Origin of the sequence: Legionella maceachernii, from assembly GCF_900167045.1 — a bacterium.
Lineage (GTDB): Bacteria > Pseudomonadota > Gammaproteobacteria > Legionellales > Legionellaceae > Tatlockia > Tatlockia maceachernii.
In genome coordinates this window covers 43,433-58,756 of the sequence record NZ_FUXJ01000014.1, presented here as the reverse complement: position 1 = coordinate 58,756, position 15,324 = coordinate 43,433, and the positions used below count along the sequence as shown (strand labels likewise).

Sequence of the window (15,324 nt, the reverse complement as noted above, 5' to 3'; positions counted from 1 at the left end):
GACCCTCTCGGAAAGGATCGATTAAGATGTTTCAATACTTAATTAGTTGGTCGTTAAAAAACCGTCTCCTCATCTTGGCGATCACCATTGCCGTATGTCTTTATGGCGGCTATACCCTAACGAAAATGCCTGTGGATGTATTTCCTGAATTCGCCCCCCCACAAGTCACTATACAAACTCAAGCGTCTGGGTTAGCTCCGCAGGAAGTGGAAGCCCTCATTACCTACCCTTTAGAGAGCGCGATTAATGGTACTCCTGGTGTCACGCGGGTGCGCTCTAAAACTGCAGTGGGGCTGTCCACGATTACAGTGGTTTTTGCGGATAAAACAGACATCTATCGCGATAGGCAGTTAATTAACGAGCGTATCCAACAAGTGATGGGACAATTACCTTCGGGTGCAAACCCAGTAATGCTGCCGGTTATTTCGGTCGTGGGTTGGCTTATGAAATATGCGCTGGTCAGTAACACTGTATCTCCGGAAGAACTGCGCACCATCTCCGACTGGGTTATTCGCCCACGAATTCTTGCGTTGGGGGGTGTTGCTTCTGTGGTTTCACTAGGAGGTGAAGTAAAGCAATATCAAGTGCGCTTGGATCCCGCTCGCATGCTTGCTTATCGAATCAGCGTAGAAGAAGTGAACCAAGCCTTAGCCAATTCAAATCGCAATGTCCCCGGCGCTTTTTTACAAAAATCGGGAACAGAACTCATCGTGGGTGCAATTGGCCGAGTAAAAACACTAGGAGACATCAGGCAAACGATTATTACCACACGCAAAGGCATTCCTATTACCATCGACAATGTTGCTACTGTGGCTTTCGGTGGTGAAATAAAACGCGGTGATGCTGCTTATAATCTTGACCATGCGGTTATTGGTACCATTTCTAAAACGTACGGTGCGGATACCTTAGCCACCACGTCTAAGGTTCAAGAAGCATTAGATGAAATCAAAGCTTCACTTCCATCTGGTGTAAAATTGTACACAAATGTGTTTCGCCAAGCTAACTTCATTGAATCAGCCATAAAAAATCTAAGTTGGGCGCTGTTGGAAGGTGCGCTCATTGTGATCTTAGTGCTATTTATTTTTTTAATGAACATTCGTGCTTCATTCATTACCTTCATGGCAATGCCTGTTTCGTTTATTCTTGGAATTTTAGTGTTGTATCTTTTTGGTTTTGGGATCAATGCCATGACGCTTGGTGGAATTGCCATCGCCATTGGTGAAGTGGTCGATGATGGCATTATCACCGTGGAAAATGTCCTGCGACGCTTACATTTAAATCGCTTATCCATTTCGCCTCAACCCGCTATTGCAGTGGTTTTTGATTCAATTCTTGAAATTAGAAATTCGGTAATTTATGCCACGCTGATTATTAGCCTAGTGTTTCTCCCCATTTTTTTCCTTTCAGGCATTGCAGAACGAATTTTTAGCCCTTTAGCTGTAGCGTATATTGCATCCGTCATTGGCTCTCTTGTCGTTTCCATTACTATGGTTCCTGCCCTGTGCTACCTGCTTTTAGTCAATCGTCGGGAAAAACAAAACGAGCGACAAGTCATTTTGCATCCGATGACCAAAGAAGAACGAATTGCACAAATGACAGAAAACCCTGAAGCCAGTTCCACCGAAAGAGAAACACGTTTTTCCAGAGCGCTTAAAGCGCGTTTTCAGCGTATTTTAAATTGGGCTCTTAATCACCTTTGGTCAGTAATTAGCCTTTCTGGTTTAGGATTTGTGCTTGCGCTCGCCTTTATACCTTTTTTTGGGACAGCCTTTCTTCCAGAATTTCATGAAGGGAATTTTATTATTGCCATGGCCACCCTCCCTGGCACATCGCTCGATGAATCCATGCGGATTGGCCAACAAGTTCGCAAACAACTCCTCAAATACCCACAAGTGATTTCTATTTCTCAGCGGGCCGGGCGCAGTGCTATTGATGAAGATGCTCTACCTCCCAATGTGAGTGAATTCGATGTTAATCTTAATTTTGATAAAGATAAAAGCGTGAGCTCAGCCGAATTAATTAGGCGGATTCGTCAAGACTTAGCCAATATTCCTGGTGCCGTTTTCAATATTGGTCAATTTATCGCCCATCGCATGGATGAGGTCCTCTCTGGCGTGCGCTCCCAAATTGCCATCAAAATTTTTGGTGACAATCTACAAACGCTTAATCAATTAGGCGTATCAGTGGAATCCTTGCTAAAAACCATTCCAGGTGTTGTCGATATTAATAAAGAGCAGCAAATCAATGTCCCTCAATTGATCATTAAAATTGATCGTGAAAAAGCAGCCCGCTATGGCATCAATGTCGGCCAAATTTCTGAAGATGTACAAACCCTACTGAATGGGGTCCGTGTTTCTAGCGTCTTGGAAGGACAGCGGAGCTTTGATCTTTACGTTCGTATGGCTGAATCCGGACGAGACACGGTCAGAGCAGTACAAGACATGCTAATCGATGCCCACGGAGCAGGGATAGAGAATGGTGATAAAATCCCTTTGCGTGCAGTCGCACAAATTGTTGAAGAAGAACAACCCTTTTCGATTAGTCGCGAAAACACGCAACGCATGATTTCAGTAGGTTTTAACGTGGAAAGGCGTGATTTAGGAAGCGTCATCCGTGAAGTTCAAGAAAAGATTAAGAATCAAATTCAACTCCCTAACGGTTATTTTATTCAATACGGTGGGCAATTCAAAAGTCAGCAACAAGCAACACAAACCATTTTGTTTTTAGGTATTTTAGCGGTTGTCGCCATGCTGCTTCTATTGCATAAGGCCTTTGGACAAGTAAGAGAAGCCCTTTTAGTCTTATGCAATTTACCTTTAGCCTTAATTGGTGGTGTTTTATCCCTTTATTTTACGAGTGGTGAAATGAGTGTGGCTGCGATGATTGGTTTTATTACCCTCTTTGGAATTGCTGCTCGAAATGGTATTATTTTGGTCAGTCACTACAATCAATTGAAAGCAGAAGGCAAACCGCTACAAGACATCGTGATTCAAGGAACACTTGACCGACTTGTTCCTGTTTTAATGACTGCGGCGACCGCTGCTTTAGGTTTAATCCCGCTGCTGTGGGGTTCACCGGTGGGTAAAGAGTTAGAAAGACCTTTAGCGCAGGTTTTACTAGGTGGGCTTTTTACATCAACCCTCTTGAATATGATTGTTGTACCAACACTCTATAATGCAATGGAGAGACGTCGAGAAAAACGGATGGCTCACCAATCGGGAGAAGAACACAGTGATAAATTTGCAAATGTTAGCTAAATCCTTCCTTCAAACAAGTATTTTTCTTTTAAGTTCACTTTATCTGCCACTTAGCCTGGCTCATACCCATGGAATGCATCATCCTACGGCAATGACTGAAAAAAAGAGCCCAGCTATCATTAAGCTGTCCGTGGAAAGAATAGTGAGTGGACGGGGGAAAAACTTGGTTTTTGTGAAATTAACTGAAATTAAGACCAATAAACCCATCTCCTTGCAAGATCTTAGCGAAGTACACACTCAGAAAATCCACATGCTCATTATTGATGATAGTCTCAGTGATTACAGTCATGTCCATCCTGTTCCAACCGATGAGCCTGGTGTATATCAATTTTCTTGGAAACCCAATAAAAAGGACGCTAATTATCGTATTTGGGCTGACCTTGTGCCTATCAACACCATGCAACAAGAATATGTTATTGCTGATTTATACAAAGCGAAGTCTCATTTTGCTCAAATCATTCCACGCATTACCACTGAAACAGTTGTTGATGGGTATAAATTTAAATTGTCTTTTGATAAGCCTAAGCTCGAACTAGGCAAAGCAGCAATGGGTAAAATTGAGATCAGTGATGCTCAAGGAAATCCGGTGCACAATTTGGAACCCATCATGGGGGCTTATGCTCACATAGTTGGCTTTAGTGACGATTTTAACACCGTAGTGCACGTTCATCCGATGGGAATCGAACCTTCGCAAGCAGCAGATAGAGGGGGTCCTGAGCTTAACTTTCATATTGAGCCGCAAAAAGCCGGAGCAATTAAACTTTTTGCACAAGTTAAGATCAATGGGAAAGAACTGTTCGTTCCTTTTAGTTATTATGCTGCTGTCGGTTGATCATCATGGGTAAGGGGTTTTTTATTGTCATTATTCCCTTACCCAAGATCTAAGGAGTTATTGCTGAGAGCAGTTTTGCACTACGCAATTTTTCGCATAAGTTGAACCTTTTGAGCAAGCAGCCATTGCACTAGCCAGTGCACTTGCACGATCCCCGCCGGTCCCCGTAAATGTCAACTGTTTAGCATCAGAAACTGAGCACATCCAAGCTGCATTTGCTGCACCTACACTAGCTATACCTAAAACGGCAACAGTGAATAATGTTTTGATTGTTTTCATGACTATCTCCTTATAGTTCCATAAGCAATAGGTTATTTTTATATGGATTAATCCATTAGATAAAAATTTTCCTCAATGTTTAAATAGCAAACAATAAAACTGTAGAAGAGGAGTCCCTGTTTTGTCAAATCAAAAGTCAGACCCTTAACGCCTTAACCAACGTTCCATGGACAAGCTATTGGACCTCATCGAGAAGAGTCGATGTGTGTTTAGAAGAATTCAAAGGGGCAAACCTTCTCTGCCCCTTTTTAATTTACTGGAAAGATTAATCAAGCAAGCCTAATTCTTTAACAGCGTCTCGTTCTTGGCGAAGCTCATTTAACGTTTCATTGAATTTCGCTTGGCTATATTCATTGAATTTCAAATTTTCCACCACATGCACGTCATTGTGTTCACGACGACAAGGGAACGAGAAAATTAAGCCTTCATCCACCCCATACTCCCCTTGAGAGCTGCGGCAAACGGAGAAAGACTCCATTGATGGCGTATCATTGGTTAAGCAGCGAACGCCATGAATGGCGGCATTCGCAGCCGAGGCCGCAGATGAAGCACCACGGGCTTTAATGATTGCAGCACCTCGTTGTTGTATTGTGGAAACGAAAGTGTTCTTTAACCATTCTTCATCTTCAATGACCGTTGCTGCCGGAAAACCATTGATTTTAGCATTGTAAAAATCAGGGTATTGTGTCGAAGAGTGATTCCCCCAAATGGTCATTTGGGTCACTCCTGTTACATCAACACCCGCTTTGTTTGCAAGCTGAGCACGCGCTCGTAGCTCATCCAGAGTAGTCATTGCATAAAATCGATCATCCGGTATATCTCTGGCATGATGTTTAGCAATTAAGCAATTTGTGTTGCAGGGATTTCCTACTACGAAGACACGAACATCTTGAGCCGCGTAGTCATTAATCGCTTTCCCTTGTTTAGTGAAAATTCCGCCATTAATTTGCAGCAAATCAGAGCGCTCCATGCCTTGTTTACGAGGTACGGAACCGACCAATAAGGCCCAGTTTATGCCATCCATTGCCTGTTTTAACTCAGAAGTACAAACAATGTTTTTCAATAGTGGGAAGGCGCAGTCTTCTAACTCCATTGCGACCCCTTCAAGCGCTGGCAAAGCTTGTTCTAACTCAAGCAGGTGCAACTCAATATCCGTATTTGGACCGAACATTTGTCCTGATGCAATTCTGAATAATAAAGCATATCCAATTTGCCCGGCAGCGCCAGTGACGGCGATTCTAACTCGTTTATTCATTGTTCACTTCCTCTTTCTAACCATTGTTTTACCATTAAAAGCGCAGCAATGCTGCGCGCTTCAGAAAAATCTGGACGCACCAATAACTCATTATAAGCACTTAAAGGCCACTCGATGACTTCAGGAGGCTCAGGCTCATCTCCAGGAAGAGGCGAAGGGTATAAATCTCTGGCAACGACTAAATCGATCTTTGCACCAAAATAAGCAGGAGCTAAAGTCATTGTTTTCAACCAGTCTAATTTTTTCGCAGCAAAACCGACTTCTTCACGCAACTCACGATTAGCGGCTTCAAATAAAGATTCACCTTTTTCAATTAACCCTTTTGGAAAACTGAGTTCGTAGGTGTCCGTTCCGGCGGCATACTCGCGTGCAAGCAGCAGCGACTCACCCGCCGTCAGGGCAACAATTAATACTGCCCCATGACCATGGCTACGAATTCGCTCAAAACAACGCTGAGCACCATTTGCAAAACGAAGATGCATTTCTTCGACAGTAAATAATCTTGACTTGGCAACGACTGTTCTATGAGTACAAACCGGTTTTTCTCGCATCCTGATGATTACCTTTCCAAAATAAGCGACTCGGTAGTCCAAAACAAACTATGATACTATTGCCCTCCTGAACAAGCCAGTACGATTTAAATAATGTTACCAACCTCTTTGTATATCCATATTCCTTGGTGTCTTCGTAAATGTCCTTACTGTGACTTTAATTCTCATAAAAGTCCGGAAAGTTTACCCGAAAAGCAATACCTCAGCGCTTTACTCGCTGATTTTAAAGCCGATTTAACTCATTTCCCTACACGCGAAATTCAGAGTATTTTCATCGGTGGAGGCACACCTAGCTTATTATCCGCAGAAACTTATGCTCTTTTATTTGCTCAATTGCAGAAACTTGTTCCCTTTGCTAAAGACATTGAGATTACTCTGGAAGCGAATCCAGGCACTGTGGAACAGCAGCGCTTTACTGACTATCGTCAATTGGGAATTAATCGACTCTCTTTAGGAGTTCAGAGCTTTAATCCTCTGCATTTAAAAGCGCTTGGGCGTATTCATGACGATAAACAAGCTCATAAGGCAATTGAGGCAGCTCGTTATGCCGGTTTTAACAATCTCAATATTGACATTATGCATGGATTGCCCGGGCAATCAGTCGACCAGGGACTTGAAGATTTAAATATAGCTTTAGCTCATAGGCCAGAGCATCTATCTTGGTATCAATTAACCATTGAACCGAATACCCTTTTCTATAAAAGTCCTCCGTCTCTACCTACTGAGGATGAGGCTTTTCTGCTCGAGGAGCAAGGCCTAGCGTGCTTAGCAACAAATGGCTATCAACGCTACGAAATCTCTGCCTTCTGTAAAACTGAACAAGTTGCTCGTCATAACCTCAATTATTGGCTTTTTGGGGATTATTACGGCATTGGTGCAGGCGCACATGGAAAAATAACGGTGGATGGGCAAGTTTTTCGCACAAGGAAACAGCGTCAACCGACTGATTATTTAAACCCCGCAAAACCATTTCTTGCCGCAAAGGAACAAGTGAACGCCGATTCACTAGTTTTTGAATTCATGTTGAATACAAGCCGTTTAGAGCAAGCTATTCCTCATTCTTTATTCACTGAAAGGACTGGCCTGCAAGGACATATTTTAAGCCCTTTACTGAAAAAAGCAGCAAAAAGAGGCCTTATCACCTTAAATAATGATTTTTGGCAAGTTACTTCTCTAGGTCGGCGCTATACTAATAATTTGCAAGCGATGTTTTTGCCCGATTAATCCTCTTCACTTCCAACTCGCTTTGCTTAATAATAGATTTTCATTCTGAACTTAAACAGGACCCGAACAAGGGAATTAAAAAAGATTAAGTTGAGATCTTTCCTGTAGTAGGAGGCATACAATGGCAGCCCTGGCATTTATTTTTTTTATGGTCCTTGGTTACGTATTTGGTTCAATTTGCTCCGCCGTAATTGTCAGTCGTATTTTTTCCCTTCCCGATCCCCGTATTTCTGGGTCACGAAATCCAGGTGCTACCAATGTTCTGCGATTAGCGGGCAAAAAATATGCAGCCATAGTATTAATTGCGGATATGCTAAAAGGATTACTTCCTGTCCTACTGGCTAAAGCATTTGATGTGAGTCCCATCACCGTTAGCTTCACCTGCTTAGCTACCGTTCTAGGGCATATGTACCCCGTTTTTTTTGGCTTTCATGGGGGCAAAGGGGTCGCCACAGCCATTGGTTCGTTGCTCGGCCTACACTTTATTCTAGGCGTTATGGTGATTGCGACATGGTTATTGATTGCAAACTTCACTCGCTACTCATCGCTAGCTTCCATTGCCTCCATGGCACTCGCCCCTTTATACGCCCTCCTTACGATAGGACGGCTCGATATTTTCCCTCCTCTCTTTTTCATCGCTTTATTCATCCTTTATAAACATCGCAACAATATCACCCGCCTCATTGATGGTGAGGAACCTAAAATTAAATTTAATCGCAGCTCACTCAATGAAGAAATCAATGCGACTCTCACTGAAGCAATCCGAGAGAGCCAAATTGAACAAGAAGAAGAGGCTACGTTATTGCCACCTGATGAAGCGAAAGAAAAGTTAGCCCCGATTCTTAAGGAAAGCGAACCTCCAAAAGAATTACCACCTGCAACTGAAGCCGAAGAAAAACGTCCATCAAAACCCAAACGTAGAAAAAAAAGAACTGAAGCCGGTGGAACTCGAGTTAAAGGAGAAGAAAACAAATAATCACAAACTGTGCTTAGTTAAAGGCCAGCGCGCTTTGACCTCCACCGCAGCACTTAAATCTTTTTCTCCTTGTAACAAATGTAGGCAACCCGCGTAAGCAACCATCGCCCCATTATCAGTACAATATTCGGGGCGGGGGAAATAAACCTCCCCTCCTAACTCCTGCATTAAAGCCTGCAAGGCAACACGTAAACTGCGATTAGCCCCTACGCCTCCTGCTACGACTAACCGACGGCATGCTGTTTGTTTTAATGCCCGCTTACACTTAATCAGCAAAGTCTCCACTATTGCTTGTTGAAAGGCTTTGGCAATTGCTGCTTTAGCTGCGTCATTTTTAGCACTGCCACTCCATGCAGTTAATGCATGGGTTTTAAGGCCACTGAAGCTGAAATCGAGACCCGGTCTATCTGTCATTGGTCGAGGAAAAGGAGGAAAGGCCTCAGCTTCAGTAGGACAGTCATCTGCTAATTTTGCAAGAATTGCCCCTCCGGGATAAGCCAATCCCATCAATTTTGCAGTTTTATCAAACGCTTCACCCACTGCATCATCCAAAGTATCACCCAACAATTGATAATCTCCTAAACCATACACCTCAATCAACTGGGTATGCCCTCCAGAAACCAATAAAGCTAAAAAAGGAAAATCAAGCTGGGGTGAATCCAGCTTCGCGGCTAACAAATGGGCTTCTAAATGATGGATGGCTAATGCCGGCTTATTAAGACCCAAAGCTAAGCTCTTTGCAAAACATGCGCCGGTTAAAAGAGCACCCACTAAACCAGGACCCGCTGTGTAAGCAATGGCATCAAGAGCGGTTTTCGTAACACCCGCTTGTTGTAAAACCCTATCCACCAAGGGCACTAAATACTTTACATGATCCCGTGAAGCAAGCTCGGGCACCACACCACCATAACGTTGATGTATCGCGATTTGTGAATGAAGTGCATGAGCTAACAATCCCTTTGCAGAATCGTAAATGGCCACACCTGTTTCATCACAAGAAGATTCAATTCCCAAAACTTGCATCAATACCCCAAAAAAATCATCTTTGCCAATTATATACCCGCGATCCTTCAAAACGCTATTTTGGGTCTATTGCCTTTTCCGCCTGGGATTATTTTAAAAACTCGCAAGGACTTGCTATTACTCGTTTTTAAAATAATCCCAGCCAAAAAAATCAAGTTGCCCAAAACATAGCATTTTGAAGGATCACGGGTATATAAAGATAAACAATCCACAATCCAGGGCGTGTTGATAATTAACTCATGAAATAAACTTGACGACTGTTACAACTAGCACTAGAATTGCCAACCTATTGTATTCAATTAAATCAGAGGAAATAATTAATGCCTACCGTTCGTGTGAAAGAGGGAGAAAATCCCGAATACGCACTACGCCGTTTCAAGCGTTCCTGCGAAAAAGCAGGAATTTTGACTGAGTTACGTCGTCGCGAGTTTTACGAAAAGCCAACTGCTGAGCGTAAACGCAAACAAGCAGCTGCGGTAAAACGTCATCTCAAAAAGATTTCTCGTGATGCTACTTCTTCTCGCCGTAATGTCAAGCATCGACGTAAATAATCATGACCATTAAAGACCGTATTAGTGACGATCTCAAAGATGCGATGCGTGCCAGAGATAAAAAAAAGCTGGACACTCTACGCCTCGTTGCTGCTGCTGTCAAACAGGTTGAAGTCGATGAACGAATTGTTATCGACGATGAGCGAATGCTGACCATTCTGGACAAACTTGCTAAGCAACGCAAAGAATCCATTGCTCAGTTCCAGACCGCAGGGCGGGATGATCTGGTCGCCCAAGAGCAATATGAATTGGACATTATCAACCATTATTTGCCTGAACCCTTGTCAGATGAAGAAATCGAGGCGCTTATTGCAAAAGCTCTAGCTGATACAGGTGCAACCAAAATGAGTGATATGGGTAAAGTGATGGCGCAGTTGAAACCTCAGCTGCAAGGTCGAGCTGACATGAGCAAAGTCAGTCAATTAATAAAGGCTAAGTTGAGTTAGCACTCCTCATGTCTGGCTTAATACCACGGCCATTCATTGATGAACTGCTTAGCCGAATTGATCTTGTAGAGCTAATTGACGGTTATGTTCCTCTCAAAAAACAAGGCACTAGCTATGTGGCTTGCTGCCCTTTTCATAGTGAAAAAACCCCATCATTCAACGTAGTGGCTAAAAAACAGTTTTATCACTGCTTTGGCTGTGGTGTAAGCGGCAATGCTATTAGTTTTATCATGAGCTACTTAAATCAAGGATTTACTGACGCCATCGAAACTCTAGCCTCTCGCTTAGGAATGAAAGTTCCGCGCGAGGGAAACACTGAAAAACACCAACACACTCTAAGCTTGTATCAACTGCTTAACCAAGTGAGCCAATTCTATCAGCAAACACTTAGAACAAACGGCGAAGTAGCGATTAACTATTTACGTCAACGCGGTTTAAGTGGCGACATCGCAAAACTATACCAATTGGGTTATGCGCCAGCAGGCTGGCAAACGCTTGAATCACAGTTTAAGCGGAACAAAAGTGAACTTATCGCCACAGGAATGCTTATTAAAAAAGAAGAGGGCAAAACCTATGATCGTTATCGTCATCGGATTATGTTTCCCATTCACGATCGCCACGGCCGTATTATCGGTTTTGGTGGACGAAGCATTGATCCACAGCAAAAACCTAAATATTTAAATTCACCTGAAACAACCCTGTTCCAAAAAAGCCGAGAACTTTACGGCTTACATCAGATTCTTAATCAACAACGGACTATCGATAATATTGTAATTGTTGAAGGTTATATGGATGTTATCGCTTTAGCCCAACATGGGATTAGAAATGCAGTTGCTACACTAGGAACAGCAACGAGCAGCTACCATATCCAGCTTCTCACCAAACACACTAAACAACTCATTTTCTGTTTTGATGGTGATGAGGCCGGCCGCCAAGCGGCTTGGAGAGCTTTGGAAAGTTGCCTGCCGGAATTAAATGCGGGTCTCGATGTAAATTTTATTTTTCTTCCTGAAGGGCACGATCCGGATAGCTTAGTCAGAGAGGAAGGTAAGGAGAAATTTCAAGAACGCTTAAAAAACGCAACCCCTTTAAACCGCTTTTTCTTAGATAATATCGCTAGCGGAATAGATGTTTTTACCGTTGCCGGAAAAAGCCAATTAATCAATGCGGCAAAGCCGTATTTATTAAAAATGGCAGAGGGACCCTATAAGCAATTGTTACTCAATGAACTCTCTCGCATGACTCATATTGAGACTTACCGAGTTGCCCAAATACTTTACGACAATCATCAACAAAAAAAACAAGAAAGCAACAAAAAAATTGCAAACTCCCCCATTCGCCTCGCAATCGCTTTGTTGATTCAAAATCCTGAAATCTACCATGCTTGCAAAGCCCAAATAAATTCGGGCTTGCTCGATGGTAAAGGACAAGAAATACTGCGGAAACTTCTTCAACAAATTGAAAATTCACCCAATGCAAATACAGCCACTCTTATCGAAGCTTGGCGGGACACGCCGTATTTTGAAGCGCTCGGAAAACTGGCAAGCTGGGACCATAATGAGCCAGAAGAGGAGTTAACAAAAAAATTTACGGATATCATTCTATTTTTGCAAAAACAAAATTTAGAAAATAAAATAAAATTATATCTTGCAAAATCACGAAATCAGGGCTTAACTGTCTCTGAAAGATTAATGTTACAAGAGATGATGAAACAGAGGCATCAAATTGAATGATGAAATTTAACCCATAATAAGCTGGCAAGTTTACGATAGCGGGTTTATAATCAAACCCTTTTTGTAGCTTTATTCACTCACCTGAAAGTGCCTATGAACATGAATGACCAAGAACAGCAGCGCTCGCAAATCACCAAAGTTATTAGCTTAGGTAAAGAACAAAACTACCTGACTTATGCTCAGATTAACGACCTGCTACCCAACATTGTTGATACTGAACATTTTGATGTCATCATCAGCATGTTAGAGGGCATGAATATTAAAGTATTCGAAACACCTCCAAGCGATGATGAGTTAGCGCTTTTGGGTACCACCGAGGAAGCGCCGGAAGATGTGGAAGAAGCAGCTGCTGTTCTCGCTTCTGTGGATAAAGAAACAGGCCGTACAACTGATCCCGTACGCATGTACATGCGTGAAATGGGTACGGTAGAGCTTCTGACCCGTGATGGTGAAATACGCATTGCTAAACGCATTGAGGAAGGCATTTACCAAGTCTTAAAATCACTCGCTCATTACCCAGAAACAGTTGAGCTAGTGCTAGAAGATTACGAACGAGTCGCTACAGAAGAAATGCGCCTAAGCGAAATTATCAGTGGCTTTGCCGATACCGAAGAAGAAGCCCCGCCTACTACTATCGGCTCTATGCTCGACGAATCGCAGCAAGAAGCCCTCATCGCCGAAGAAGACATTCTTGCTACTGAAGAAGATGAAGATGGCGAAGGCGGCGGAGGAATCGTTGAGGCTGATGATGGTCCCAACCCAGAACAAGCTAAAATCTATTTTGACGAGCTGCGCGAGAACTATAACCATGCAATGAAGGCATTGAAAGAACATGGTCGAAATGATAGCAAAACGCTGGTTTTACTCGACACAATGTCTGACTCCTTCTTAAAATTAAAATTAACTTCTCGACAAGTCGACAGGCTTACCCGTCACTTCCGTCAACTGCGTAATCACATCCGCGAATTCGAACGAAGTGTGATGCGACTTTGCATTGAGAAAGCACGCATTCCACGTAAACTCTTCATTGAGACTTTCCCAGGCCAAGAAACGGATCTGAAATGGTTAGATGATTTGATTCGTCAGCACGGTAAAAAGCTTGAAATGGAACGTATCGAAGAATACCGTGATGAAATTCTACGCTTACAAAACAAACTTGCTGCCTTCGAGGAAGAGTATGGCTTGACCATCAGCGAAATCAAAGACATCAATCGGAAGATGTCTATTGGTGAAGCAAAAGCAAGACGCGCTAAAAAAGAAATGGTGGAAGCCAACTTACGTTTGGTGATTTCAATTGCCAAAAAATACACCAACCGCGGCTTGCAATTCCTTGATTTAATTCAAGAAGGTAACATTGGTTTGATGAAAGCGGTGGATAAATTTGAATATCGCCGTGGCTATAAATTCTCCACCTACGCAACCTGGTGGATTCGTCAAGCAATCACTCGATCGATTGCTGATCAAGCGCGCACCATTCGTATTCCGGTCCATATGATTGAGACCATTAATAAACTCAATCGTATTTCACGCCAAATTTTACAGGAAACCGGTCGTGAGGCCACACCTGAAGAATTAGCGGAAAAAATGGAGCTCAGCGAAGATAAAATACGCAAAGTATTAAAAATCGCGAAGGAACCCATCTCCATGGAAACACCGGTTGGCGATGATGACGACTCGCATTTAGGTGATTTTATCGAAGACAACAACATCGAATCACCCATCGACTGCGCAACCGCGGAGGGTCTACGAGAAGCAACCCTAGAAATTTTGGAGACGCTAACCCCAAGAGAAGCAAAAGTACTGCGCATGCGCTTTGGCATCGAAATGAATACCGACCATACACTAGAGGAAGTGGGCAAACAATTCGACGTAACGCGCGAACGAATCCGCCAAATCGAAGCCAAAGCCCTCCGCAAACTACGCCACCCTTCCCGCTCAGAGAAACTGCGTAGCTTCCTTGAAGGAGATGAATCCTAAGAAATAATCTGAGGACGAAATTTCGTCCTCAGATAAAAAACTGTGGAAATAAACCCTTTTAGCCATTACAATGGCAAACTCCCCGGGCCCATAGCTCAGTTGGTTAGAGCAGCGGACTCATAATCCGTTGGTCCTAGGTTCAAGTCCTAGTGGGCCCACCAATTTAAGCCATTAAAATCAATAAGTTACACTTGATACCTTTAGTCACCTCAAAAGCCTTGCGTGACTTTTGCGTGACCTACATTTAAAACCCTATAAAACAACTACCTTTGAAGCCTGTTTATTTGCAGGCATTCTCAAATTTGGATTACGTAACAAAGTCAGCACTACCCCACTTTTTTGTTTTTCACACACTTTATTCGCAGCATCATACAGATTTTGTAATTCTGCTGATGAATAATGCGTTGTAATCCGACCTGAGCGATGGCCAAGCAAATCCTGCCTATCTTCAAAACTGACACCAGCTGCACGTAATCGTCGACCAAAAGTATGCTTAAGATCATGAACACGCACCTGTTGAAGATTGACTTTAGTTCTTGCTTGCCTCCATCCAGTTGATAAAATTCGAGCTAAGGGTCTTCCTCTAAAACTAAAAACATGAGTAGGATGCTTTCCCCTCTCTTCTTCTACAACTGAACGGGCAGTGTCATTACAAACAACAAGTCGCTCTTCACCATTTTTTACTAACTCAGCTGGAATAATAAATACTAAAATATGAGGTAGCTCCGGAATTTTTATTTCCCAATCCCAACGCAAACCGCATACTTCCTGATCTCTACATCCAGTATTCACAGCAAATAATGCCATTTTTTTCAGATGAGAAGGAAGCTCATTAAAAAGTCGATGTTGCTCATCCCAATTCAGTGGATAAGGTTTGCGCAGATCATGCTCCGGTAAAAGCTTAATTTTAGGGGCATTAATAATCCACGTTAATCCATACTCATCCATCCACTCACTGGCAGCCAGATTAAGTATACGGCGAACTAGTTGCAACCCATGATTTATCGTTCTCGTACTAACTCCATCCTTTCGTCTTCCCTCTATAAAAGGCTGTAGTGCTCCGATATGGATTGCCTCTAGCGATATATCGCCGATGTACTTAATCAGCTCACGTAAACGTCCCGCATCGTCTGCCAGGCTACGTTTATGCTGATTTTCCATCAGAAATTTTGTTGCTGCTTCCATAAAACTTCTCTTAGGCCTTACACCATACACTGTTG

General features: G+C 42.8%; 13 protein-coding genes and 1 tRNA gene. 9 read left to right on the top strand and 5 right to left on the bottom strand.

Features of this window, described 5'->3' with window-relative positions:
* The first annotated feature begins 26 nt into the window (after nt 1-26).
* Nucleotides 27-3,257 (top strand): efflux RND transporter permease subunit, encoded by a 3,231-nt coding sequence (locus tag B5D33_RS12220; RefSeq protein WP_058453520.1) that lies wholly within the window; start codon nt 27-29, stop codon nt 3,255-3,257.
* Complete coding sequence (locus tag B5D33_RS12215; protein ID WP_058453519.1) at nt 3,247-4,089, top strand: hypothetical protein; 843 nt, start codon at nt 3,247-3,249, stop codon at nt 4,087-4,089. Before B5D33_RS12220 ends, B5D33_RS12215 begins: the two co-directional genes overlap by 11 nt.
* A 57-nt stretch (nt 4,090-4,146) precedes the next feature.
* On the opposite strand, the gene B5D33_RS12210 is transcribed toward B5D33_RS12215, so the two are convergent.
* From B5D33_RS12210 to nudE, 3 genes are all read right to left on the bottom strand, one after another.
* Complete coding sequence (locus B5D33_RS12210) at nt 4,147-4,368, bottom strand: hypothetical protein (protein WP_058453518.1); 222 nt, start codon at nt 4,366-4,368, stop codon at nt 4,147-4,149.
* 265 nt (nt 4,369-4,633) lie between these two features.
* Nucleotides 4,634-5,623 carry a malate dehydrogenase gene (locus tag B5D33_RS12205; protein ID WP_058453517.1) on the bottom strand — a complete coding sequence of 330 codons (990 nt, stop codon included), beginning with the start codon at nt 5,621-5,623 and terminating at the stop codon, nt 4,634-4,636.
* Nucleotides 5,620-6,174: an ADP compounds hydrolase NudE gene (nudE, locus tag B5D33_RS12200; protein WP_058453516.1), complete on the bottom strand. Its 555-nt coding sequence runs from the start codon at nt 6,172-6,174 to the stop codon at nt 5,620-5,622. Before nudE ends, B5D33_RS12205 begins: the two co-directional genes overlap by 4 nt.
* Nucleotides 6,175-6,267: 93 nt before the next feature.
* Between nudE and hemW the strand changes: the two genes are divergently transcribed.
* Both hemW and plsY read left to right on the top strand, forming a co-directional pair.
* Nucleotides 6,268-7,398 carry a radical SAM family heme chaperone HemW gene (gene hemW, locus B5D33_RS12195; protein WP_058453515.1) on the top strand — a complete coding sequence of 377 codons (1,131 nt, stop codon included), beginning with the start codon at nt 6,268-6,270 and terminating at the stop codon, nt 7,396-7,398.
* A 121-nt stretch (nt 7,399-7,519) separates the two neighbouring features.
* Complete coding sequence (plsY, locus tag B5D33_RS12190; protein ID WP_058453514.1) at nt 7,520-8,374, top strand: glycerol-3-phosphate 1-O-acyltransferase PlsY; 855 nt, start codon at nt 7,520-7,522, stop codon at nt 8,372-8,374.
* On the opposite strand, the gene tsaD is transcribed toward plsY, so the two are convergent.
* Complete coding sequence (tsaD, locus tag B5D33_RS12185) at nt 8,375-9,397, bottom strand: tRNA (adenosine(37)-N6)-threonylcarbamoyltransferase complex transferase subunit TsaD (RefSeq protein ID WP_058453513.1); 1,023 nt, start codon at nt 9,395-9,397, stop codon at nt 8,375-8,377. It lies immediately after the preceding gene.
* Between the two features lie 320 nt (nt 9,398-9,717).
* On the opposite strand from tsaD, the gene rpsU reads away from it, so the two are divergent.
* The 5 genes from rpsU to B5D33_RS12160 all read left to right on the top strand — a co-directional run bounded on the left by rpsU (nt 9,718) and on the right by B5D33_RS12160 (nt 14,265).
* Nucleotides 9,718-9,948 (top strand): 30S ribosomal protein S21, encoded by a 231-nt coding sequence (gene rpsU / locus B5D33_RS12180; protein WP_058453512.1) that lies wholly within the window; start codon nt 9,718-9,720, stop codon nt 9,946-9,948.
* A 2-nt stretch (nt 9,949-9,950) separates the two neighbouring features.
* Complete coding sequence (locus tag B5D33_RS12175; RefSeq protein WP_058453511.1) at nt 9,951-10,394, top strand: GatB/YqeY domain-containing protein; 444 nt, start codon at nt 9,951-9,953, stop codon at nt 10,392-10,394.
* Between the two features lie 8 nt (nt 10,395-10,402).
* Nucleotides 10,403-12,127 carry a DNA primase gene (gene dnaG, locus B5D33_RS12170; protein WP_058453510.1) on the top strand — a complete coding sequence of 575 codons (1,725 nt, stop codon included), beginning with the start codon at nt 10,403-10,405 and terminating at the stop codon, nt 12,125-12,127.
* Nucleotides 12,128-12,220: 93 nt separating this feature from the next.
* The gene (rpoD, locus tag B5D33_RS12165; protein WP_058453509.1) at nt 12,221-14,104 is read left to right on the top strand and encodes an RNA polymerase sigma factor RpoD; all 1,884 of its coding nucleotides are present in this window, start codon (nt 12,221-12,223) and stop codon (nt 14,102-14,104) included.
* A gap of 84 nt (nt 14,105-14,188) precedes the next feature.
* Nucleotides 14,189-14,265 (top strand) — tRNA-Ile (locus B5D33_RS12160).
* Nucleotides 14,266-14,356: 91 nt separating this feature from the next.
* Here the strand turns inward: B5D33_RS12160 and B5D33_RS12155 are convergent.
* Nucleotides 14,357-15,265: a tyrosine-type recombinase/integrase gene (locus B5D33_RS12155; protein ID WP_058453809.1), complete on the bottom strand. Its 909-nt coding sequence runs from the start codon at nt 15,263-15,265 to the stop codon at nt 14,357-14,359.
* Between the last annotated feature and the right edge of the window lie 59 nt (nt 15,266-15,324).